The sequence below is a fragment of the Bacillus sp. JZ109 genome, from assembly GCF_053903135.1.
Genome location: NZ_CP096388.1, coordinates 1,135,876 through 1,155,975, shown reverse-complemented (window position 1 = coordinate 1,155,975; position 20,100 = coordinate 1,135,876). Strand labels below are relative to the sequence as shown.

Here is a 20,100-nt window from a genome sequence, read left to right as displayed (position 1 = left end):
AAACCCAAAACCGCTTGCGCGTTTTGGGTTTTTCCAACATTATTTTGTTTGTTTAAATGCTTCTTCGTATTCCTGAATAATTTGTTTTCCTCCGCTTGACTCCCATTTTTCCACTTCTTTATCGAACTGGCTTTCTGTGATGTCTCCAATCATATATTTATAAGTCGCATCATCAATGATTTTCTTCAGTTCATCCCCCCGTTCCGACTCCGATGCGGAATACAGGCTTTCAGCCGGGTTTGAGACGATAATCTTTTCATTGTCCTCGGTCAGCTCCTCGTACGCCGTCCGAAGCGGATCTCCAGTGTTTTTTAAGTAGGCTTTATCAATGGCAATTAAGGCGGACAGCGGCTGAATATCAGTCTGCCAGTCTTTTACCTGGCTTTCTTTGCGTGTGAACGTTTTGTCCTCACCTTTGTTGTAATGAACGCCGTCAATGCCATAAGTCATCAGGCTATAGACATCTTCTTCGGCAATTCGGTCAAAAAAAGCCAAGATCCGTTTAAGCTCAGCTTCCGTTTTCACACTCGTTTTCGGGAAAGCAAACACGCCGTTATGGCCTCCTGATGCCCATACCCGCTCTTTCCCATCTGGGCCTTTTATGCGGTTGACGATCTCGAGCTTCATCGATTTATCAGAGGCATGGTCGCGCAGATTGACCGCATCTACCATATTGCCAATATAAATTCCGGCTTTTCCTTGCGAAAACAGCTCCTGCTGCTGGGTTTTGCTTGTGACGGGAAAATCCTTATTCATATACCCGTTATCACGCAGCTTCTTCATATAGTTCATCGTGTCTTTGTATTCCTGTGTCATGAAATCAGGCGTGAATTTGCCGCCTGATTCCTTCCAATCTGTAGGCATGCCTTCATACGAGCCAATCGTTTTAAACGCGCCGTAAATCAAGTCATTACGGTCTGCCAGCCCGAATGTATCATCTTTCCCATCCTTGTCCGGGTCGTCCTCCGTAAATGCTTTGGCCACTTCATAAAGCTCATCCAACGTTTTCGGGGTTTTCAGATTTAAATTGTCCAGCCAGTCCTTCCGAATGACAATCCCCTGTCTGGAAAGCGGGCGCTCTCTGTATATCCCGTAGAGCTTGCCGTCAATTGTCACATTTTTATTAATGAGTTTGTTCATTTTGTTTAAGTTGGGATAATCCTTGATATAATCACCGATTTCCCAGAACATTCCTGACCGGAAGGCATTCATGACTGACGAATTTTTAATATCCTGGATGGTCACGATTTGCGGAAGATTGCCCGCTGCAAGCGCCGCATTCAGCCTGTCTTCTTTCACCGCGTCTGGAACCCAGGTGATGTCGAGTTCTGTATTTGTCAGCTTTTCAATTTCTTTAATCGCCCTGTCTTTCGGCGGCTGCTGGTGATACAAAATCGCCATCCAAGACAGCTTTACCTTTGAATCTGGGCCAGCTTTACCTTCAGCCGAAGACTGATCAGCTCCTTTACAGCCCGCCAGCACTCCGCCGAGTGCCAGTACAAGCACAATCAAAAGCACCCTCCATTTGTTTCCCATCGTACCCCTCCGTTTCATATTTCTTTATCCTTTGACAGATCCCAGCAAAGCTCCTTTTGCAAAATGCTTTTGTATAAACGGATAGACAAGCAGAACCGGGATGGTCGCCACCACTATGACCGCCATTTTAATGGTTTGCTCAGGCGGCGGGCTGCCCGACCCCATTTCAGACATATCCCCCTGCATACCGCTTGATACAATGACGATTTGGCGCAGAAGCACCTGAATCGGCCATTTTGCTGAATCATTTAAGTACAAGATCGCTGTCATATACGTGTTCCAATACGTGACCGCATAAAATAGTGAAATCGTTGCGATCGCAGGAAGAGACAGCGGCAGCACAATTTTAAAGAATATGCCCAGATCATTGCACCCGTCAATTTTCGCGGACTCTTCCAGGCTTGACGGGATATTTTGAAAGAAGTTTTTCAGAATGATCAGGTTAAAGGCATTAATGGCTGTCGGCAAAATAAGCGCCCAGTAAGAATCGAGCAATCCAAGCGATTTGACCACAAGGAAAGTCGGAATCATGCCGCCGCTAAACAGCATCGTAAATACGACGAGAAATATAAGCGGCTGCCGGCCGATTAAATCACGGCGGGATAACCCGTAAGCCATCAGTGACGAAAGAAACATGCTGACCGCAGTGCCTATCACTGTCACAAACACAGAAACAAGCAAACTCTTATAAATAATATCTGTTGAAAAAATGTAGCGATAAGCATCTAGCGAAAAAGTGGTCGGTATTAAAATAAATTTTTTCGACACGACTTCTTCTACTGTGGCAAAGGATGCTGCGATGACATGAATGAACGGAAGTACGCATATTAAAGCGAACATCAGCAAGAAACCATAAATCAACATATCAAACAGACGGTTTTTCAGTGAATGTGCGATAGCTCCCACCTCTCTTTGTAAGCGTTATCATATTTTTGAAAACCGAGCTCAGCATGTGACGATATCGTGTCTAAAATGTAGCAAATCTGTGATTGCCATGTCTATAATCATTTGAACAGAGTCCCCGGCCGGGCGGGGGCTTCCGCGAATTGAGACCGATAACAAAAGAAAAAGAGCATAATCTTAGAAAATGATTATGCTCCGTTCTCCTCCTCGTTCAGAAGTTCGGCCGTATTGATTTGTGGCGAAAACCCAAGTTCATTCACGGCAGATTCAATGGACCATGGCCGGCCCGGATTATCAGAGACGGCGTAATAAGTGCCGTACCGGATATTGGTCTCAATAGCGGCTTTAAAAATCGACAGCAGATCGGGGTGAGAAAGCAGTGTCTTTTTCGTCCGTTCTTTTTCATGCAGCGTATCCATTTCATCTGTCACGACTGTTCCGATTCGAAGGTTGATTACTGATAGCTTATTTTCCAAATAAAACAAATGGCCAATCTGTTCAGAGGTCAGCTTTAATACACCGTACAAGTTTTTAGACAGCGGATAATCGCTTGTTGTGATTTCCCGTCCTAAGAGCGAGCGCCCGTCTTTTTCGTATACATCTGTGACATGATTGCTGCTGGCGAACACGAGCTTTTGAATGCCGAGCTCCGCTGCCGCACGGCACAGATAATAGCTTGCCCTATAGAAAACATCCGTCATTTTTTCAAACTCAGCGATGTCCATAATATCGTATTTGATTTTAACAGCGAGTAAATTCAAGATGGCATCGGTATCTTTTGGAATCTTCTTCAACAGCTCCTCATAATTTGCCGCGTCAGCCTGAATGGAAGAGGCTTTGCCATCGAAATGATCTTTATCAAGCACTGTCACTTCATAGTCTGAAATAAGCCCTTCAGCAAGCAGTCTCCCAATCACACCATTTCCGCCGGCGATCAGCACTTTTTTCACGATGTTCACTCCCCTTTTTTATAGATTGCCCATTTTCGGCGGGGCTGACACTTTTTTGGCACTCATATTCTTAGGCTTATTCAAAAGTCACCGGCAGCTCCTCAAGCGCCCGAAATCCAAAAAGCGGCCGATACCGCCATTCAAAATCCGCGAGCTTAAGGCTGGGCATCCGCTGCAGAAGAGTGTTAATCGCAATTTGCGCTTCTAATCGTGCCAGCGAGGACCCTAAACAAACATGATGGCCATGACCGAATGAAAGATGCTGATTAGGACTTCTCGTAATATCGAAGACATCCGGGTTCGTGAAAATGCTTGGGTCTCGATTAGCCGCTCCTAACAAAAGATAGACTTGCTCTCCTTGACGGATCGTCACCCCGCTGATGTCAATATCCTCTGACGCAACTCTGGCTGTCATTTGCGTGGGGCTTTCATAGCGTAAACATTCCTCAACTGCGGTACCAATAAGATCTGGATTTTCTCTCAGTTTCAAAAGCTGTTCTGGATGCTGCAGCAGACAAAGGACTGAATTGCTGATGAGATTAACCGTTGTCTCATGTCCGGCGATCGCCAGCAATATGCACGTAGATGCCGCCTCCTCTTCCGTCAGCTTATCCTTTTCTCTCCCCTTCAAGAGCATGCTGATCATATCCTGTTGAGGGTGGCGTTTTCTCTTTTGAATCAGCTCTTTGAAATATGCCATAGCCTGCACAGCCATAATATTGCCCTCTGTTAATGCCTTTCTTGACCGGGTAAAATCAATCGTTTGAATGAGACTTGCAGCCCACTCCTTTAATTGCTCCCTATCTTCCTCCGGTACACCTATAATGTTAGCTATGACAAAGCTTGCTAAAGGAAAAGCAAAGTCCGAAATGACCTCCATCTTTTTTTTACCTTGCACTTGATCAAGCAAATGATGGACAGTTTCAATGATATACGGCTGATAACTCTCTGTCGTTCTCGGCGTAAACGCTCCGCTGGCAAGCGTCCGCAATCGTCTATGATCAGGCTGGTTCTGAAACAGCATCATTTGATTTTGCACATGTGAAAGGTCCTGATATTTGGTTGAGCTCTCAGGCAGCGGGGTGCGGACTTTGAATCTCGCATCTTTCAAAATAGCAGCCGTTTCTTTATATCCTGTGACATACCAGCCCGGATATTTTAAGAAACTCCCTTTATAGATAGGATGAACAGCTCGCAATGTGTCGTAAAAAGAATATGGGTTTTTCAAAAACTCAGAAGATGCAGTTGACGATGCAATTGTCACGTGATTTTCTCCTTTCTGTTCAAAAATAAAAGCAATCGACATCATACCGATTGCTTTTATTGATTCTTTCAGCTTTTCGCACTTAAACTGGCCTTCATTTCTTCGACTGATTCAACTTCAAAGCCTAAATCACTCAGCATTTTATGATCCTCCGTCTCCTCTTGCCCGGCAGTTGTTAAGTAGTCTCCAACAAAAATGGAGTTTGCGGCGTAAAGCCCTAATGGCTGCAATGAGCGGAGATTGACCTCTCTTCCTCCGGAAATGCGAATTTCTTTTGATGGATTGATAAAACGGAACAGCGCCAGCACTTTTAAACAATACAGCGGGTTTAATTCGTTGACGCCTTCTAACGGCGTGCCATCAATTGCATGCAAAAAATTCACAGGAATGGAATCCGCGTCAAGAGCCTTCAAGCTTTTGGCGATGTCAATGACATCCTGTTTCGTCTCCTTCATCCCGATAATGGCGCCTGAACACGGAGACAGCCCCGATTCTTTTGCGATTTCAACCGTACTGACTCTGTCATCGTATGTATGTGAGGTCGTGATGTTTGAATGGTTTCTCTGTGACGTATTCAAATTATGATTATAGCGGTCTACTCCGGCATCTTTGAGCCGCTTCGCCTGCTCTGGCTTCAACAGTCCAAGACATGCACAAATCTTCAGTCCATACGTCTCTTTAATTTCCTGAACCGCATCTACGACCTGATCCACTTCTCTGTTAGACGGCCCTCTGCCGCTTGCCACGATACAATATGTGCCGATATTCAGATCGTTCGCCCGCTTCGCGCCTTCAAGCAGCGTTTCCTTATTCACCATCCGGTAAGACTCAATCGGCGCTTTCGAAATCGCAGACTGTGAACAATAGCCGCAGTTTTCCGGGCAGAGCCCGGATTTCGCATTCATAATCATATTGAGCTTTACTTTTTTTCCATAAAAGTGTTTTCTGATATGAAAAGCTCCATGCATTAATAGCAAAATATCTTCATCAGGACAATGTAATATTGAAAGCGCCTCTTCGTCAGTCACTTCTGCTCCAGCCAGCACCCGGTCTGCAAGTTCCATCCATTGATTCATTCTCATACCCCCACTTGATTCATCAGTAATGATAGATTGATATGGTCTTTTACCATATGTAGAACCGTTTCTTTCGTAACGTTGGCAAGCTTTGGCGTAACCCCTAAAATCGGAACACCGCATAAGCGCTCAATCATCTCAGGATTGGTTTTTTCATCTTCATCAGGAGAGTCACTGATTCCATTGATGATAATTCCGGCAATTGGAAGCCCCATGCTTTCTGCATATTTGACAGTTAAAAAGGTATGATTAATGGTTCCAAGGTGAGGACGTGCCACAATAATCATGGGAAGCTGCAACGCTTTTATGACATGACTGACCAAATAGTCCTCTCCCAATGGCACAGAAATACCGCCCGCACCTTCTACGATGAAGCATTCATGTTTTTCTTTAATCTGCTCCCAATGGCTTAAAACCTCTTCCATGGTGACAGTCTTTCCCTCAAGTTTCCCTGCAACGTATGGTGCAAGCGGCGCCTTGAAGGCAAAAGGCGTAATGTCTTCATGGGAGAGACTGGTCTGCGACATGTCTTTCAGCAGACTAGTATCACTATCTGGATGATGACGCGATATCCCGCTTAAAAATGGTTTATACACCCCGACATCTTTGTTATGTTCTCGCAATAAAGCGGCGATTCCGCTGGATATAACCGTTTTCCCCACTTCTGTATCTGTTCCTGTCACAAAAAAACCCCTCAAATGATGTGCAGCTCCTTTCCGATTGAATGAAATGTTTGCAGCAAATGATCAATATCACCCGTACTGTGATCCGACGTGATTGTAATTCGAATACGGCTTTCACCCGGCGCAACGGTCGGCGGCCGAATGGCAGGAGCATAAATTCCCTTGCCCTGCAGCTTTTCAGCAAATATGACCGTTTTATGGGCATCGCCAATGACTACAGGAATAATCGGCGTGTGATCTCCTTTCACGACATAACCCATATTCTTCAAACTGGTTCTGATCATGCTGATATAAGAAAATAAAAGCTGTCGTTTTTCCCTGCTGGCTTCAATGATGTTGAAAGCCTCGTGAGCAGCCGCACAGCTGGCTGGCGGAATAGCGGTTTGAAAGATAAATGTTCTGGCATGGTTCAGCAAAAAGTCGATGAAGACCGCTGATCCTGCCGCAAAACCTCCTTCTGCGCCAACAGCCTTGCTTAAGGTGCCGATCACAATGTCAGGACAAACACCAAAGTACTCACTCGTTCCTCCTCCCGAATTACCCAAAACTCCTGTTGCATGGGCATCATCAACGACCACGAAGGCATGATAGCGTTGCGCAAGTGAGATGATCTGATCAAGAGGGGCGATTGTGCCATCCATGCTGAATACCCCGTCTGTTACGATAAAACGGCGCTGATAACGCTGTGTTTCATTCAGCTTGTTTTCAAGATCATTCATATCAATATGCCGATAAACAACTGTATCAGCCTTACAAAGTCGGCAGCCGTCGATAATACTTGCATGATTGAGCTGGTCACTTAAAATGACATCTTCCTTTTCTGGCAAGGATGAAAGGACACCGACATTGGCCAAGTAACCGCTCGAAAACAGCAGGGCCGCTTCTGTCCGCTTAAAGCTGGCAATCTTCTTTTCTAGCTTTTCATGCCAGACCGAATTGCCTGTCGTTAAACGTGAACCGCTGCTTCCTGTCCCAAATTGCTGCAATGCTGTTTGGGCTGCATCGATCAAACGTCTATCGCTTGCGAGCCCTAAATAATTGTTTGAGGACCAGACCGTTTGATTTTCGCTATCAATGTTCCTCTCTGGAACCGGTGCCCCATTCATTGACCGCAGGTTACGGTGTACGCCGGCTTCCTTTACTATGTCTAACCGCTCGTTTAACCAGGAATCAATCTTCAAGGCTCGTAACCTCGTGGATCGCTTGTTTCATAATGGCAACCATTTCCGAGAGCTCTTCAGCTGTGCTGGCAAGAGGAGGAAGAAATGCAATCACGTCCCCAAGCGGCCTTGTCAGCATTCCTAACTCTCTCATTTTTAAGGAAACTTTGTATCCAATCCGCCGATCAGCCGGGTAAGGTTCTTTGGTTTCCTTTGACCGGACAAGCTCTGCACCGCACATAAAGCCAAGCTGCCGAATATCCCCAACATGAGGAAGAGCGTGCAGATCTTGAAGAAGAAAATGGAGCTTTTTACTTTTTTCCGCTACTTGTTCCACAATGTTTTCAGATTCAAATAATGCCAGATTTTCAAGCGCAACCGCACAGCCAAGCTGATTGCCTGTATAGGAATGGCCATGGAAAAAGGTTTTTAGGTTTTCATAATCATCATAAAATGCCTTATAGATGTCTTCAGTGGCAAACGTAACGGCAATTGGCAAATAGCCTCCTGTAATGCCTTTACCGGCAGCCATCAGATCAGGCTGGACATTCTCGTGCTCGCACGCAAACATTTTTCCTGTACGGCCAAAGCCTGTAGCGACTTCATCAACGATCATTAAGACATCGTATGTTGTACATAGCTCGCGCACCCCTGCCAAATATCCTTCCGGCATCACGATCATACCGGACGCGCCTTGTACTATTGATTCAATGGAAAGCGCGGCAATTCCCTCGTGATGTTCCTTAAGCAGCTGTTCAAGCTCTCGGAGGCACTGATCACGGCACTCATCAGGATCACCGCTTTCAGAGCGATACACATAAGGAATCGGGGCCTTGTAACTCTCGAACATCAACGGGCCGTATACGTGGTGAAAAAGCTCAATTGAACCGACACTGACGGCGCCAATCGTATCACCGTGATACCCGTTTTTCATTGCGATGAATTTTTGTTTCTCGGGCTTCCCGATGTTCTTCCAATACTGAAACGCCATTTTTAGGGCTATTTCCATCGCTTCTGCGCCGCTGTCTGAATAAAAGACCCGCGTGAGCTTTTTTGGGCTGATATCGATTAATGTCTCGGCAAGCTGGGTTGCTGGAACATTGGTCATGCCCAATAACGTGGAGTGCGCAATTTTTCCGAGCTGTTTTTTTATGGCGTCATCTAGTTCTTTTTTGCGGTGTCCGTGGACATTAAGCCAAACTGATGAAAAACCGTCATAGTATTCCTTGCCATTTATGTCTTTGACTTTGATTCCAGTCCCGCTTTCGATGATTAAGGGGTTTTCATCATAATCTTTCATTTGGGTAAATGGCAGCCAGAGGTGCTTTTTACTTTTTTCTATCAAATCATGAGTCATGGTCTTCCTCCCACTCGATTAAAATAGGCTGCTTCTCCAGATCATGTATGTACGTGTTTACATCATTGGATCCATCAATAAAAAAGACTCGGCAGCCCTCTTCAGTCCCGTATTCTTTCATTGCTGTAATACGCTGATAGCCCATTTTCTTACCCGCAACATAGCCTGTTATGTAATCCGGATCGTCCGACCAGCATAATTCTGCAACGGCTGCCGGGTGCCAGCTTACCTTTGAAGCGAGCGCAAGGGCCTCTTTTATTCTTGAATGAGCTGGCACGTGACTGTGAAGCGCCCATTTTTCAAAATTAGCGTCCGGCCAATCCATTCTGGAGACCCGCACCCCTTTTTCTTTTGTTTGATCCATTCGCTTGCCTGTATGAATATCAAACAACACCGCACCCCTGACATCTGACCATTCAGGGATTTGTTCATATGCTTTTTCAATCACGTCTCGTGGAACGCCTTCTTTTTCCAATAACAATCGGGCAAGCTTTTGTCCTTCTTCCGGGCAGCTCACTTCATTCGTATACACAAGCAATGGCTGAATGGTTTTTATCGATTCATGTACCTCTTCAAATTGAATTTGCATAAAATCAGGTTTTCCTCTTGAATGGGATAACCCTTTTTCTAATAAAGCATTGACTGTATGCTTCATCTCATGGAAAGGAATAAGCCGTTCTCCGCCGGATATATGCTTTCCGCCGTCTTCATGAGATCCATTCATAGAAGCCCTCATTCTGACACTATAAAAAGTTTCTTCTTGCATCATTTCTCGCCCTTTCACTGAAACTGAAGAACGTGTAGTGCTTCTCACCTCAATTGTTAACCAATTATATTTAAAGGTTAACAATTAGAATATATTATTCTCTCCTGTTTCTGTCAATAGAAGAAAGGATCGATTTATGGCAGTTGGTTAAAAGGAAACAAAAAGACCGTTTTCACACAAAACGGTCTTTTTCGATTTCTTTTTACAGTCACAGCCACTTTTGCAAAAACCGGACAGCTTCATGCCTCATAACTGCTGTTTCGAAATGTCCCGAAGCAGAACGGACCACTCGGTAGCAATCAGAAGCTCCCTGTCCAGCATAGACAGCTGTCAATTCTTTTTCGATTTTGTCCACGCCCTCGGCCGGCGTTAACCGATCGTGTACACCAACAAGACTAAGGTGCGGGCGCGGCGCGATCAGGCCTTGGATCTCCGATGCGGAAAAATGCTTTGCAAGCGATGGGACGTAATAATAAAAGCCGTGCCTATCAAGATTCTGTGTTTTGATCAGCACGTGATGATCCACCTGGCTGCACAAATCCACACACACCTTAATCCGGTCATCGAGCGCCGCTGTCCACCACGCCATCAAACCTCCCATAGACATGCCGATGGTTCCGATCCTGTCAGGCTGAACATCAGAGCGTGACTGCATATAGTCCAACGCACTTAAACTGTCATAAATCATCATCCCCCACATCACTTTTCCGGTGAGAAGCATTTCTTTAAATATCTCGCTTTCCGCTTTTCCCCGCCGATCTCCAAATCCCCAATGATCAATCGCAAGAACGCCGTATCCGAGTGAAGTAAGCTCATCAGAAAAAGAAGGCGTTTTCAAATAATCCGCTCCCTCAATCAGCTCACTTTTTCCCCTATCATACTGGCCCCCATGCGAATGCTGAAACAATACGGCTGGGCACGGTCCTTCTGTTTTCTTCGGCTTCACAAAATAAGCGGGCACCTTTTCATGTCCATTTAAATCGAGCAGGAGCGTTTCAACAATATTTTCTTCTCTTTCTTCAATACGTAATGTCTCAACACTGATTGGCCTCCGATCAGGCAAATCACCAAGCAAACGAAACAGTTGCTTTCTTCTTTCGACTCTCATCCCATCACCCTTCCTTTTTCGCTTACTTCACATTTACGAGACAGATCTGGGTTCCCCTTTATTTTTCCAACATAAATCACATCATTTACTAAATATTTAGTAAATATAACGAAATATTCCGAAAACAATTATTGTAACCGCTTACTTTTATATGATAGTATCAATTTATCAAAAACAGATGAGTTAATATTTTACTAAATAGATGAGAGGGATACCCATGGTTCGTATTAAAGATATCGCCTTGAAAGCTAAAGTTTCCAGCGCAACTGTGTCCAGAATTTTAAATGAAGATGAGTCGCTTTCTGTTGCGGGCGAAACGAGACAAAGAGTCATCAACATCGCTGAAGAGCTTGGTTATCAAACCGTTGCCAAACGCCGAAAATCCCGCGGGCAAAAACAGCGGGCTCAGCCGCTGATCGGTGTGTTGAGCTGTCTGTCCCCTGATCAGGAAAGGCAGGACCCTTATTTTTCTTCCATTCGGAAAGGGATTGAAAAGGAATGCTTTGAACAGGAAATTTTCATTACAAATTCGATTCATCTCGGCTCCTTTCAGGAACATATCTTTCGGGAATTGGATGGTGTCATTGTCATCGGCCGTGTTCATGATGAAGCGGTTAAGCATATCAGCGGGAGGCTGGAGCATGCCGTATTTATCAATCATTCACCAGATCCGCAAGCATACGATTCGATTGGAATCGATTTTGAATCGGCTTCACGCCAGGCGATTGATCACCTTCTCGACTTAGGCTACAAACGGTTAGGCTACATTGGCGGACAAGAAAAAGAGCATACGCTGAAGGACGGCCAAAGCATTCGCAGAACGATTGAAGATAAACGCCTGACCGCTTTTTTGGAGTCAGCCGCCCCCCAGCCTGAGCATGTGCTGATCGGAGAATACAGCATGCGTGAGGGCTATCGCCTGATGAAGAAAGCAATCGATCAAGGCCATCTGCCGGAAGCATTCTTTATTGCCAGCGATTCTATGGCGATCGGCGCATTAAAAGCGCTTCAGGAAGCCGGACTGCAAGTGCCGCGGGATACCGCAATCGTCAGCTTTAACGGCATTGAGGAAGCTGAATTTGCCAGCACGCCTTTAACGACGGTGAAGGTATACACAGAGGAAATGGGCCGGACAGGCGTAAAACTGCTGCTTGACCGTCTCAATGGCCGAACGCTTCCTCACCATGTCACCCTGCCTACAACATTAATCGTAAGACAAAGCTGTGGATGTACAGCAAAGGAGGTGACATAAGCAAAGATTCATCACGATGATAAGGAGGAAAAGATGAAACACACTTTTGTTTTATTTCTCTCTCTTATTCTGCTTGTTCTGCCCGGGTGTTCAGCAGAGAAAAGCTCAGCAGATACCGCAAAAAAGACGTTAACCATTTATTCTACAATGTCAACCGACAGTGAAAGAGATACGTTCAGAAAACTAGCGGCAGCATTCGAAAAGGAACACAGTGACATTCATGTCAGCCTTCATTTCCCAGGCAATGACTATGAAAATATGATGCGTGTCAGAATGGCGGCCAATGATTTGCCAGATCTATTCGATACACATGGCTGGGGGAAAATCAGGTACGGTGAATATACAGCGGATCTCCGGGATATGGAATGGACTCAAGATCTTGATCCCAATTTAAACAGCATCCTCAAAAATAAAAGCGGAAAGGTGTATGCCTATCCGATCAATCAGGCAAAAGACGGTCTGGCGTATAACCGCAATATTTTAGACCGTTACGGCATTGCTCCGCCGGAAACCATGGATGACTTTATCAAAGCACTGAGAACGATTAAAGAAAAAAGCAAGGGAAGCATTGTTCCCTTCTGGTTTGCCGGCTATGACAAAAGCTCATTTGCACAATATTACGACCAATTCGCTACACCTCTTCTCATCACAGACCCTGCCCATAATGAAAAAAAACAGCTCATCAACGGCACTTTTCAATGGAGTAAATTCACTTATTTATCAGAAATCCTCAAACAAATGCAGAAAGAAAAATTGATTAACATCGACGCCGTCACGGCAAAAAAATCACAGCTCATTGAATTAATGGCCCAAAACAAAATCGCCTTTACAATGCAAGGCGGCACCCTCGGCCAAGACGTTGCCCAGATCAATCCGAACGTCAAGGTCGGCATTATCCCGACACCCGCCATACATCCCGGTGATAACCCGATATGGATCGGCGGTGAACGCTACACCCTTGCAGCATGGAAAGATTCGCCTCAATTAAAAGAGGCAAAAGAATTTATCGCATTTATGGCCCGCCCGGCCAATGCCAAACAAATGGCTGAAGCCACATCGCTTCCTTCAGGGCTGACCAATGTGAAAGCTAATATTTTCTACGCAAACGATTATGAGCATTATCAAGATGTCAAAGTCGAGCCTTACTTCGACCGTTTATACTTGCCAAACGGAATGTGGGATGTCTTGGGCACGGTTGGGCAGGAGCTGGCGGCTGACATTATGGCGCCTCAAGAAATTTCGCAGAAACTGGGAAGAGAATATAAACGACTCAGGGAGCAATCGGAAACACAGGGAGCTGAAAACAATGAGTGAGATCGCAAGGGACGTTCATGTGAAACAGGTTAAGCCAAAAAAGCAGTCCTCACTTTGGTGGATGTACATTCCTGCTTTGCTCTCCGTTCTGGTCTTTATGATTTATCCGTTTGTGAAAGGCACATTGATTACCTTTACAAACTGGAACGGCTTTTCACAAGTTTACCAATGGGTTGGATTCGCGCAATATGAAAGGCTGTTTTCTGATCCTGACACTTGGCATATCTTAAAAAACACTCTGCTTTACGGGCTTGGGAGCACCTTTTTTCAAAATGTGGTCGGGCTTCTGTACGCTCTGCTCTTAAATCAAAGCATTAAAACGAAAGCGGTAACAAGAACAATTGTGTATTTGCCGGTGATGATCAGCCCGCTCATTATGGGCTACATTTGGTACTTTTTCTTCTCCTATGACGGAGGCGCGCTCAACGATTTGCTCGGGGTCTTCGGCATCAGCCCTATTAATGCGCTCGCCAGTCCCTCGCTCAATCCATGGATCATTGTCATGATTAACACCTATCAATATGTCGGGATCGCTATGGTTGTCTACTTAGCCGGTCTGCAAAGCATTCCGAAAGACTACTATGAAGCGGCGCAAATGGATGGCGCGAAACAAGGCCAGCAGTTTTTTACCATCACGCTGCCGCTGTTAATGCCCTCCATTACCATTAATATGGTCATCAACATTATCGGAGGCTTAAAGCTGTTTGACGTCATCATTGCACTCACCGCTGGCGGCCCCGGAAATGCGTCACAATCCATGTCCACATTTATGTATGATTTGTATTTCAAACGGCAGGATGCCGGCTATGCCGCAACGCAAGGCATATTTATGGCATTTGTCATTTTGATCATCAGCTTTTGCGCGCTTGCGTACTTTAAAAGAAAGGAGACGGAAATGTCATGAGAGCCGCCCGTACAAAAAGCATGCGGATCATTACGCTTCTTGCAGCCATTGTGGCCTGTGCGCATTTTATTCCTTTTTATATCCTGCTGACCACTTCATTGAAAGCAAAAGGAGACTACAGTTCGAAATGGATATTTCCAGCCGACATCTCCTTTCATAATTTTTCAGAGGCGTGGGAGCGCGCTTCGCTAGGAAACTCTTTTATAAACACCATGATCATCACAGGTTTTTCTGCCTTGTTATTAATTATATTCGGCTCACTTGCCGCCTACCCGCTTGCCCGGCGGGAAACGAAACTGAATAAAGCCGTTTTTGCCTTGCTGATTTCCATTATGATCATCCCTCCGTTAACGTCCATGGTTCCTTTGTACCGAATGGTCGTGGACGCCGGAATGGTCAATACACACGCAATCGCCATTTTCATCAATACAGCGGCTTACATGCCTTTAACCGTATTCTTATATTCAGGCTTTATCCGATCGACCATTCCAAAAGAGCTTGAAGAAGCCGCAAGAATTGACGGCGCAGGCATGCTGAAAATCTTTTTTACGATTGTGTTTCCTCTGCTGAAGCCGATCACTGCGACCATCTGTATTATTTGTTGTGTCTTTATTTGGAACGACTATCAATTTGCCATTTTCTTTTTACAAGATCAAAAGGTTCAGACATTAACAGTAGCCATGGCAGGTTTTTTCGGAGAAAACGCAAACAACCTTCATTTAGTTGCCGCAGCGGCACTTATGGCAATGCTGCCGATGGTTGTTCTGTTTTTGGCGCTGCAAAAATACTTTATTGCCGGCCTGTCTTCCGGAGCGGTAAAGGGTTAACATTAAAGGAGGAAGCAATATGAAAAAGATTACATTTATCGGTGCAGGGAGCACGATTTTCGCCAAAAATGTTTTGGGAGACTGCCTGTTAACAGAGGCACTGAATGGATTTGAGTTCGCTCTTTACGACATTGATCCCAAACGCCTGCAGGAATCCCAGCTCATGCTCGAAAATCTAAGAGACCGTTATAACCCAAGTGTGGCCATCAACAGCTATGATGACAGAAAACTCGCCTTGCAAAACGCAGGCTATGTCATCAATGCGATTCAGGTTGGAGGATACAAACCGAGCACAGTCATCGATTTCGAGATTCCTAAACGGTATGGGCTGCGCCAGACGATCGCCGATACAGTCGGCATCGGCGGGATATTCAGATCTCTCAGAACAATCCCGGTCTTATTTGATATCGCAAAAGATATGGAGGAAATGTGCCCTGACGCATGGTTCTTAAACTATACAAATCCAATGGCCACTCTTACAGGCGCCATGCTCCGCTATACCAATATCAAAACAATCGGGCTCTGCCACAGTGTTCAAGTGTGCACGAAGGATTTATTTAAAGCTCTCGGAATGGAGCATGACGGAATTGAGGAACGCATCGCAGGAATCAATCATATGGCTTGGCTTTTGGAAGTCAAAAAAGACGGCACAGATTTATATCCAGAAATCAAAAGGAGAGCGAAAGAAAAACAAAAAACAAAGCATCATGATATGGTGCGGTTTGAATTAATGGATAAGTTCGGCTATTATGTCACGGAATCGTCCGAACATAACGCAGAGTATCACCCATACTTTATTAAACGGAATTACCCTGAATTGATCAGCGAGCTGCAAATCCCGCTCGACGAATATCCGAGAAGGTGCGTCAAGCAGATTGAAAATTGGGAGAAAATGCGGGATGACATCGTCAACAATAAAAACCTTACGCACGAACGCTCAAAGGAATATGGTTCAAGAATTATAGAAGCAATGGAAACAAACGAACCATTCACCTTCGGAGGAAACGTCTTGAATACAGGGCTGATCACCAACCTTCCTTCAAAAGCGGTTGTGGAAGTGACATGCGTCGCCGACAGAAAAAAAATTACACCGTGCTTCGCCGGAGAACTGCCTGAGCAGCTTGCCGCCTTAAACCGCACGAATATTAATACACAGCTGATGACAATCGAAGCGGCTGTCACACGGAAAAAAGAAGCGGTTTACCAAGCTGCAATGCTTGATCCGCATACAAGTGCGGAGCTTTCCATGAAGGACATCATCTCCATGTGTGACGATTTATTTGCAGCACACGGCGATTGGCTTCCGGAATACAAATAAAAACTAGGGGACCGCTCTCCCCTAGTTTTTTGGTTTTGTTTCGCCTTCCCATGCCATCATGCCGCCTTCAACATTGACTGTTTTAAAGCCTTGCTCATCCAGGTACTTGCAGACGTTCATGCTGCGCATTCCTGAGCGGCAGATAAATACGTACTCTTTGTCTTTATCAAGGCTTTCCATTTTTTCAGGAATATCCCCCATGCGAATATGAACGGCTTGCGGGATCATGCCTTCCGCTACCTCTTCATCTTCTCTGACATCAATTAAATATAATTCTTCGTCCGCCTCAATTTTTTCTTTCAAAGCGGCTGTGCTGATTTCTTTTATTTCCAAAGAAAACACTCCTATTCACAGTGATCATGTTCAGTATATCAAAGTCAGCTGAACGATTGCTATTCTGAGACTGATGAAAAAAATCCCCTTTTGGCAAAGGGGATTTTTTCTAGGCTTAGTTTGCCACAATATTGACAAGCTTGCCAGGCACCGCGATGATTTTCCGAATCGTTTTGCCTTCAAGCTGCTCTTTGACCTTTTCATCTGCTTGAGCAAGCTGTTCCAGCTGTTCTTTCGTTGCATCGGCAGGAACCTGTAATTTCGCTTTTACTTTTCCGTTCAGCTGAACAACGATTTCAACTTCATCATCCACAAGTTTTGTTTCATCATATACAGGCCAAGCTTCGTAGGCAATTGTGCCGGAATGGCCAAGCTTCTCCCAAAGCTCTTCCGCTAAGTGTGGCGCGATAGGAGAAAGAAGCTTCACGAAGCCTTCCATATATTCTTTCGGAAGTTCTGTTGCTTTATAAGCTTCATTAATAAAGACCATCAGCTGGGAAATACCCGTGTTGAAACGAAGGCCTTCATAATGGTCTGTGACTTTCATGACTGTTTCATGATAGACGCGCTCCAATGTTTCACCCGCGCCTTCAACGATTTTGCCATTAAGCTCACCGCTGTCTTCAATAAATAGGCGCCATACACGGTCAAGGAAACGGCGCGCACCGTCTAATCCTGATTCAGACCAGGCGATTGAAGCATCAAGAGGTCCCATGAACATTTCGTACAATCTCAGCGTATCAGCACCGTGAGAGGACACGATTTCGTCAGGGTTGACAACGTTCCCTTTAGATTTACTCATTTTTTCGTTATTTTCGCCGAGAATCATTCCTTGGTTGTACAGCTTTTGGAACGGTTCTTTCGTAGGCACTACGCCGATATCATAAAGGAACTTATGCCAGAAGCGGGCATACAGAAGGTGAAGCACGGCATGCTCTGCACCGCCTATATACATATCGACCGGAAGCCATTTTTCCAATTTTTCTGGTGATGCCAGCTGCTCCGGATTGTGCGGATCAATATAGCGCAAGAAATACCAGCAGCTTCCCGCCCATTGCGGCATTGTATTCGTTTCTCTTCTTCCTTTTTTCCCTGTCTCAGGGTCTGTGACTTCCACCCACTCTTTAATGTTCGCAAGCGGTGATTCGCCCGTTCCGCTCGGTTTGATTTCATCCGTTTTCGGCAAAATCAGCGGCAGCTCCTCTTCCGGGACAGCTGTTGACGTTCCGTCTTCCCAATGAATGACCGGAATCGGCTCGCCCCAATAACGCTGGCGGCTGAAGAGCCAGTCACGAAGACGGTACGTCACTTTCTTCTCACCGTTTTTCGTTTCTTCCAGCCAAGCGATCACTTTCTCAATCGCTTCCTGTTTGTGAAGGCCGTTCAGGAAATCAGAGTTCACGTGCTCGCCGTCGCCAGTATAAGCTGCTTCCTCAACGTTCCCGCCTTTTACGACTTCCTTCACCGGAAGGCCAAATGTTTTGGCGAATTCAAAATCACGCTCGTCGTGGCCTGGAACTGCCATGACAGCACCTGTTCCGTATGATGCAAGAACATAATCCGCAATCCAAATCGGCAGTTTTTCTCCGTTTACAGGATTGATCGCATACGCTCCTGTGAATACGCCTGTCTTTGTTTTCGCAAGATCTGTGCGTTCAAGGTCACTCTTTGATTGAATTTCTTTGATATAAGCTTCAACAGCTTCTTTTTGCTCAGCCGTTGTGATGTTTTCCACCAATGCGTGTTCCGGGGCAAGGACAGTGTATGTAGCGCCAAACAGCGTATCTGGTCTTGTTGTAAACACCGTAAAGGAATCATCATGTCCATCTATAGCAAAATGAACGTGAGCGCCTTCCGAACGGCCGATCCAGTTGCGCTGCATATCTTTAATGCTTTCCGGCCAATCAAGCTCTTCCAAATCCTCAAGGAGCCTGTCCGCATAAGCGGTGATTTTCAGCATCCACTGCTTCATTGGGCGTCTCTCTACCGGATGGCCGCCGCGTTCGCTCTTGCCGTCAATGACTTCTTCGTTGGCAAGAACAGTACCGAGCGCAGGGCACCAGTTTACAGGCACTTCGTCAACGTAAGCAAGGCCTTTTTCGTATAGCTTTAAGAAAATCCATTGCGTCCATTTATAGTATTCAGGGTCAGTCGTATTGATTTCGCGATCCCAGTCATATGAGAAGCCAAGCGCTTGAATTTGGCGGCGGAAGTTATCAATATTCTGCTTCGTAAACACAGCAGGGTCGTTCCCTGTGTCAAGGGCGTATTGTTCAGCTGGCAGGCCGAATGCGTCCCAGCCCATTGGATGAAGGACATCATAGCCCTGCATGCGCTTCATGCGGGACAGAATATCCGTAGCTGTGTATCCTTCAGGATGGCCGACGTGCAACCCAGCTCCAGACGGATAAGGAAACATGTCCAGCGCGTAAAATTTTTGTTTTTCATTATTATCAAGAGTGGCAAATGTTTTGTTTTCAAGCCAATATGTTTGCCATTTCTTTTCTATCTCTTTGTGCTGAAAACTCAAAGTAAAAACCTCCTTCTGATTGAATACGGCGTGTATGGTTCAAGTATTGACGGGAAGGAGAGGATTATATTCAGAATATTCCCAAACTAAAAAAAACTCCCTCATCCCAAAAAGGGACGAGAGACTTTCGTTTTCCCGCGGTACCACCCTCGTTAGCGCGGCATACGCCGCACTCACTTGATACTTTTAACGCAGTTATGCGTCAGCGGCTTTTCACCGCTGCAACTCTGAGGTGAGTTCGGAAACAAACTTGATTGACTTTCACCAGCCGTCAACTCTCTGCAACAATATCTGTTTCTTACTGCTCCTCTTCATTGTTCTTATCGCAACCGTAATCTAACTGTATTTTATAGAATTCTGTTCATAAGTGCAAGCAGGTTTGTATACAATGGGAATGTACCCTGAACGGGCGAAGATTGAGGACAATTATTCGGGTGGAGTTTTGGTTTGACGTTTGGACTCGGCCGGTTCGCCGCCGCTGTTCAGTTCTCTCACAAAGTCAAAACTTCTGAGAACAGCTTCACCGCCGTAGCCTGAGATAATGGATAAGATGACAAGTTGAATTCCTGAATCGGGGTCAGCGGATAATACAAGTAAAATGGAAGCTGTCATTCCGATAAACCAATCTTCCAAAAATCCAAGGTAGATAAACCGCTTCGTCATTCTGGGCTTCTCCAGTCTGCCTCTCTTTTTCACATGACCGAGAATCCCCATGATTCCTCCAATTACACAAGCAATAAGTACCTGATGCAGCATCTTCATCATCACCTTCCTAAAGCCCTTATTTCGTAAAGCGACTTCAGGCCATCCAGCCCCCTT

At 45.4% G+C, this 20,100-nt stretch carries 18 protein-coding genes and 1 other annotated feature; of the genes, 5 read left to right on the top strand and 13 right to left on the bottom strand.

What is annotated here, in order from left to right; genetic code table 11:
- Nucleotides 1-39 precede the first annotated feature (39 nt).
- The 10 genes from M1D94_RS05920 to M1D94_RS05875 all read right to left on the bottom strand — a co-directional run bounded on the left by M1D94_RS05920 (nucleotide 40) and on the right by M1D94_RS05875 (nucleotide 10,803).
- The gene (locus M1D94_RS05920) at nucleotides 40-1,536 is read right to left on the bottom strand and encodes an extracellular solute-binding protein (RefSeq protein ID WP_014480599.1); all 1,497 of its coding nucleotides are present in this window, start codon (nucleotides 1,534-1,536) and stop codon (nucleotides 40-42) included.
- A gap of 24 nt (nucleotides 1,537-1,560) precedes the next feature.
- The gene (locus M1D94_RS05915; RefSeq protein WP_282627326.1) at nucleotides 1,561-2,421 is read right to left on the bottom strand and encodes a carbohydrate ABC transporter permease; all 861 of its coding nucleotides are present in this window, start codon (nucleotides 2,419-2,421) and stop codon (nucleotides 1,561-1,563) included.
- Between the two features lie 206 nt (nucleotides 2,422-2,627).
- On the bottom strand, nucleotides 2,628-3,389 hold the full coding sequence (locus M1D94_RS05910) for an NAD-dependent epimerase/dehydratase family protein (protein WP_003245974.1): 762 nt from the start codon (nucleotides 3,387-3,389) through the stop codon (nucleotides 2,628-2,630).
- Nucleotides 3,390-3,465: 76 nt separating this feature from the next.
- Nucleotides 3,466-4,653 carry a biotin biosynthesis cytochrome P450 gene (bioI, locus tag M1D94_RS05905; protein WP_282627306.1) on the bottom strand — a complete coding sequence of 396 codons (1,188 nt, stop codon included), beginning with the start codon at nucleotides 4,651-4,653 and terminating at the stop codon, nucleotides 3,466-3,468.
- 68 nt (nucleotides 4,654-4,721) lie between these two features.
- Nucleotides 4,722-5,729, bottom strand: coding sequence for a biotin synthase BioB (gene bioB, locus M1D94_RS05900; RefSeq protein WP_424934977.1), 1,008 nt, complete (start codon nucleotides 5,727-5,729; stop codon nucleotides 4,722-4,724).
- Between the two features lie 2 nt (nucleotides 5,730-5,731).
- Nucleotides 5,732-6,427: a dethiobiotin synthase gene (gene bioD / locus M1D94_RS05895; protein WP_282627307.1), complete on the bottom strand. Its 696-nt coding sequence runs from the start codon at nucleotides 6,425-6,427 to the stop codon at nucleotides 5,732-5,734.
- Nucleotides 6,424-7,593 (bottom strand): 8-amino-7-oxononanoate synthase, encoded by a 1,170-nt coding sequence (gene bioF, locus M1D94_RS05890; RefSeq protein ID WP_253137140.1) that lies wholly within the window; start codon nucleotides 7,591-7,593, stop codon nucleotides 6,424-6,426. Before bioF ends, bioD begins: the two co-directional genes overlap by 4 nt.
- Nucleotides 7,583-8,929, bottom strand: coding sequence for an adenosylmethionine--8-amino-7-oxononanoate transaminase (bioA, locus tag M1D94_RS05885; RefSeq protein WP_021480339.1), 1,347 nt, complete (start codon nucleotides 8,927-8,929; stop codon nucleotides 7,583-7,585). The genes bioF and bioA overlap by 11 nt, the downstream gene beginning before the upstream one ends.
- Nucleotides 8,919-9,695, bottom strand: coding sequence for a 6-carboxyhexanoate--CoA ligase (gene bioW, locus M1D94_RS05880; protein ID WP_161621747.1), 777 nt, complete (start codon nucleotides 9,693-9,695; stop codon nucleotides 8,919-8,921). Before bioW ends, bioA begins: the two co-directional genes overlap by 11 nt.
- Before the next feature lie 208 nt (nucleotides 9,696-9,903).
- Nucleotides 9,904-10,803 carry a dienelactone hydrolase family protein gene (locus M1D94_RS05875; protein ID WP_041851112.1) on the bottom strand — a complete coding sequence of 300 codons (900 nt, stop codon included), beginning with the start codon at nucleotides 10,801-10,803 and terminating at the stop codon, nucleotides 9,904-9,906.
- A gap of 217 nt (nucleotides 10,804-11,020) precedes the next feature.
- On the opposite strand from M1D94_RS05875, the gene M1D94_RS05870 reads away from it, so the two are divergent.
- The 5 genes from M1D94_RS05870 to melA are packed head-to-tail and all read left to right on the top strand — an operon-like array spanning nucleotide 11,021 to nucleotide 16,418.
- Nucleotides 11,021-12,055, top strand: a complete 1,035-nt coding sequence (locus M1D94_RS05870; RefSeq protein WP_041851113.1) for a LacI family DNA-binding transcriptional regulator — start codon at nucleotides 11,021-11,023, stop codon at nucleotides 12,053-12,055.
- Nucleotides 12,056-12,088: 33 nt separating this feature from the next.
- On the top strand, nucleotides 12,089-13,369 hold the full coding sequence (locus tag M1D94_RS05865) for an ABC transporter substrate-binding protein (protein ID WP_041851114.1): 1,281 nt from the start codon (nucleotides 12,089-12,091) through the stop codon (nucleotides 13,367-13,369).
- A complete protein-coding gene (locus M1D94_RS05860; RefSeq protein ID WP_015251409.1) occupies nucleotides 13,362-14,273 on the top strand; it encodes a carbohydrate ABC transporter permease in 912 nt (303 codons plus the stop codon). The genes M1D94_RS05865 and M1D94_RS05860 overlap by 8 nt, the downstream gene beginning before the upstream one ends.
- Nucleotides 14,270-15,100 carry a carbohydrate ABC transporter permease gene (locus tag M1D94_RS05855; protein WP_456270454.1) on the top strand — a complete coding sequence of 277 codons (831 nt, stop codon included), beginning with the start codon at nucleotides 14,270-14,272 and terminating at the stop codon, nucleotides 15,098-15,100. The genes M1D94_RS05860 and M1D94_RS05855 overlap by 4 nt, the downstream gene beginning before the upstream one ends.
- Nucleotides 15,101-15,119: 19 nt before the next feature.
- A complete protein-coding gene (gene melA, locus M1D94_RS05850; protein ID WP_003246000.1) occupies nucleotides 15,120-16,418 on the top strand; it encodes an alpha-galactosidase MelA in 1,299 nt (432 codons plus the stop codon).
- Between the two features lie 21 nt (nucleotides 16,419-16,439).
- Here the strand turns inward: melA and M1D94_RS05845 are convergent, their stop codons facing one another.
- The 3 genes from M1D94_RS05845 to M1D94_RS05835 all read right to left on the bottom strand — a co-directional run bounded on the left by M1D94_RS05845 (nucleotide 16,440) and on the right by M1D94_RS05835 (nucleotide 20,043).
- Complete coding sequence (locus tag M1D94_RS05845; protein WP_041851115.1) at nucleotides 16,440-16,751, bottom strand: rhodanese-like domain-containing protein; 312 nt, start codon at nucleotides 16,749-16,751, stop codon at nucleotides 16,440-16,442.
- Nucleotides 16,752-16,866: 115 nt separating this feature from the next.
- Nucleotides 16,867-19,281 carry a leucine--tRNA ligase gene (leuS, locus tag M1D94_RS05840; RefSeq protein WP_321541005.1) on the bottom strand — a complete coding sequence of 805 codons (2,415 nt, stop codon included), beginning with the start codon at nucleotides 19,279-19,281 and terminating at the stop codon, nucleotides 16,867-16,869.
- A gap of 109 nt (nucleotides 19,282-19,390) precedes the next feature.
- Nucleotides 19,391-19,605 (bottom strand) — a binding site (T-box leader).
- 102 nt (nucleotides 19,606-19,707) lie between these two features.
- Entirely contained in the window at nucleotides 19,708-20,043 is a 336-nt protein-coding gene (locus tag M1D94_RS05835; protein WP_003246114.1) for a DUF4257 domain-containing protein, read from the bottom strand.
- Nucleotides 20,044-20,100: the final 57 nt, after the last annotated feature.

What these genes read in the sequence shown, in the direction of transcription:
- M1D94_RS05920 (WP_014480599.1), bottom strand. Translation starts at nt 1,536, where the DNA reads ATGGGAAACAAATGGAGGGTGCTTTTGATTGTGCTTGTACTGGCACTC.
- bioB (WP_424934977.1), bottom strand. Translation starts at nt 5,729, where the DNA reads ATGAATCAATGGATGGAACTTGCAGACCGGGTGCTGGCTGGAGCAGAA.
- bioA (WP_021480339.1), bottom strand. Translation starts at nt 8,929, where the DNA reads ATGACTCATGATTTGATAGAAAAAAGTAAAAAGCACCTCTGGCTGCCA.
- bioW (WP_161621747.1), bottom strand. Translation starts at nt 9,695, where the DNA reads ATGCAAGAAGAAACTTTTTATAGTGTCAGAATGAGGGCTTCTATGAAT.
- M1D94_RS05875 (WP_041851112.1), bottom strand. Translation starts at nt 10,803, where the DNA reads ATGAGAGTCGAAAGAAGAAAGCAACTGTTTCGTTTGCTTGGTGATTTG.
- M1D94_RS05870 (WP_041851113.1), top strand. Translation starts at nt 11,021, where the DNA reads ATGGTTCGTATTAAAGATATCGCCTTGAAAGCTAAAGTTTCCAGCGCA.
- M1D94_RS05865 (WP_041851114.1), top strand. Translation starts at nt 12,089, where the DNA reads ATGAAACACACTTTTGTTTTATTTCTCTCTCTTATTCTGCTTGTTCTG.
- M1D94_RS05860 (WP_015251409.1), top strand. Translation starts at nt 13,362, where the DNA reads ATGAGTGAGATCGCAAGGGACGTTCATGTGAAACAGGTTAAGCCAAAA.
- M1D94_RS05855 (WP_456270454.1), top strand. Translation starts at nt 14,270, where the DNA reads ATGAGAGCCGCCCGTACAAAAAGCATGCGGATCATTACGCTTCTTGCA.
- melA (WP_003246000.1), top strand. Translation starts at nt 15,120, where the DNA reads ATGAAAAAGATTACATTTATCGGTGCAGGGAGCACGATTTTCGCCAAA.
- M1D94_RS05835 (WP_003246114.1), bottom strand. Translation starts at nt 20,043, where the DNA reads ATGAAGATGCTGCATCAGGTACTTATTGCTTGTGTAATTGGAGGAATC.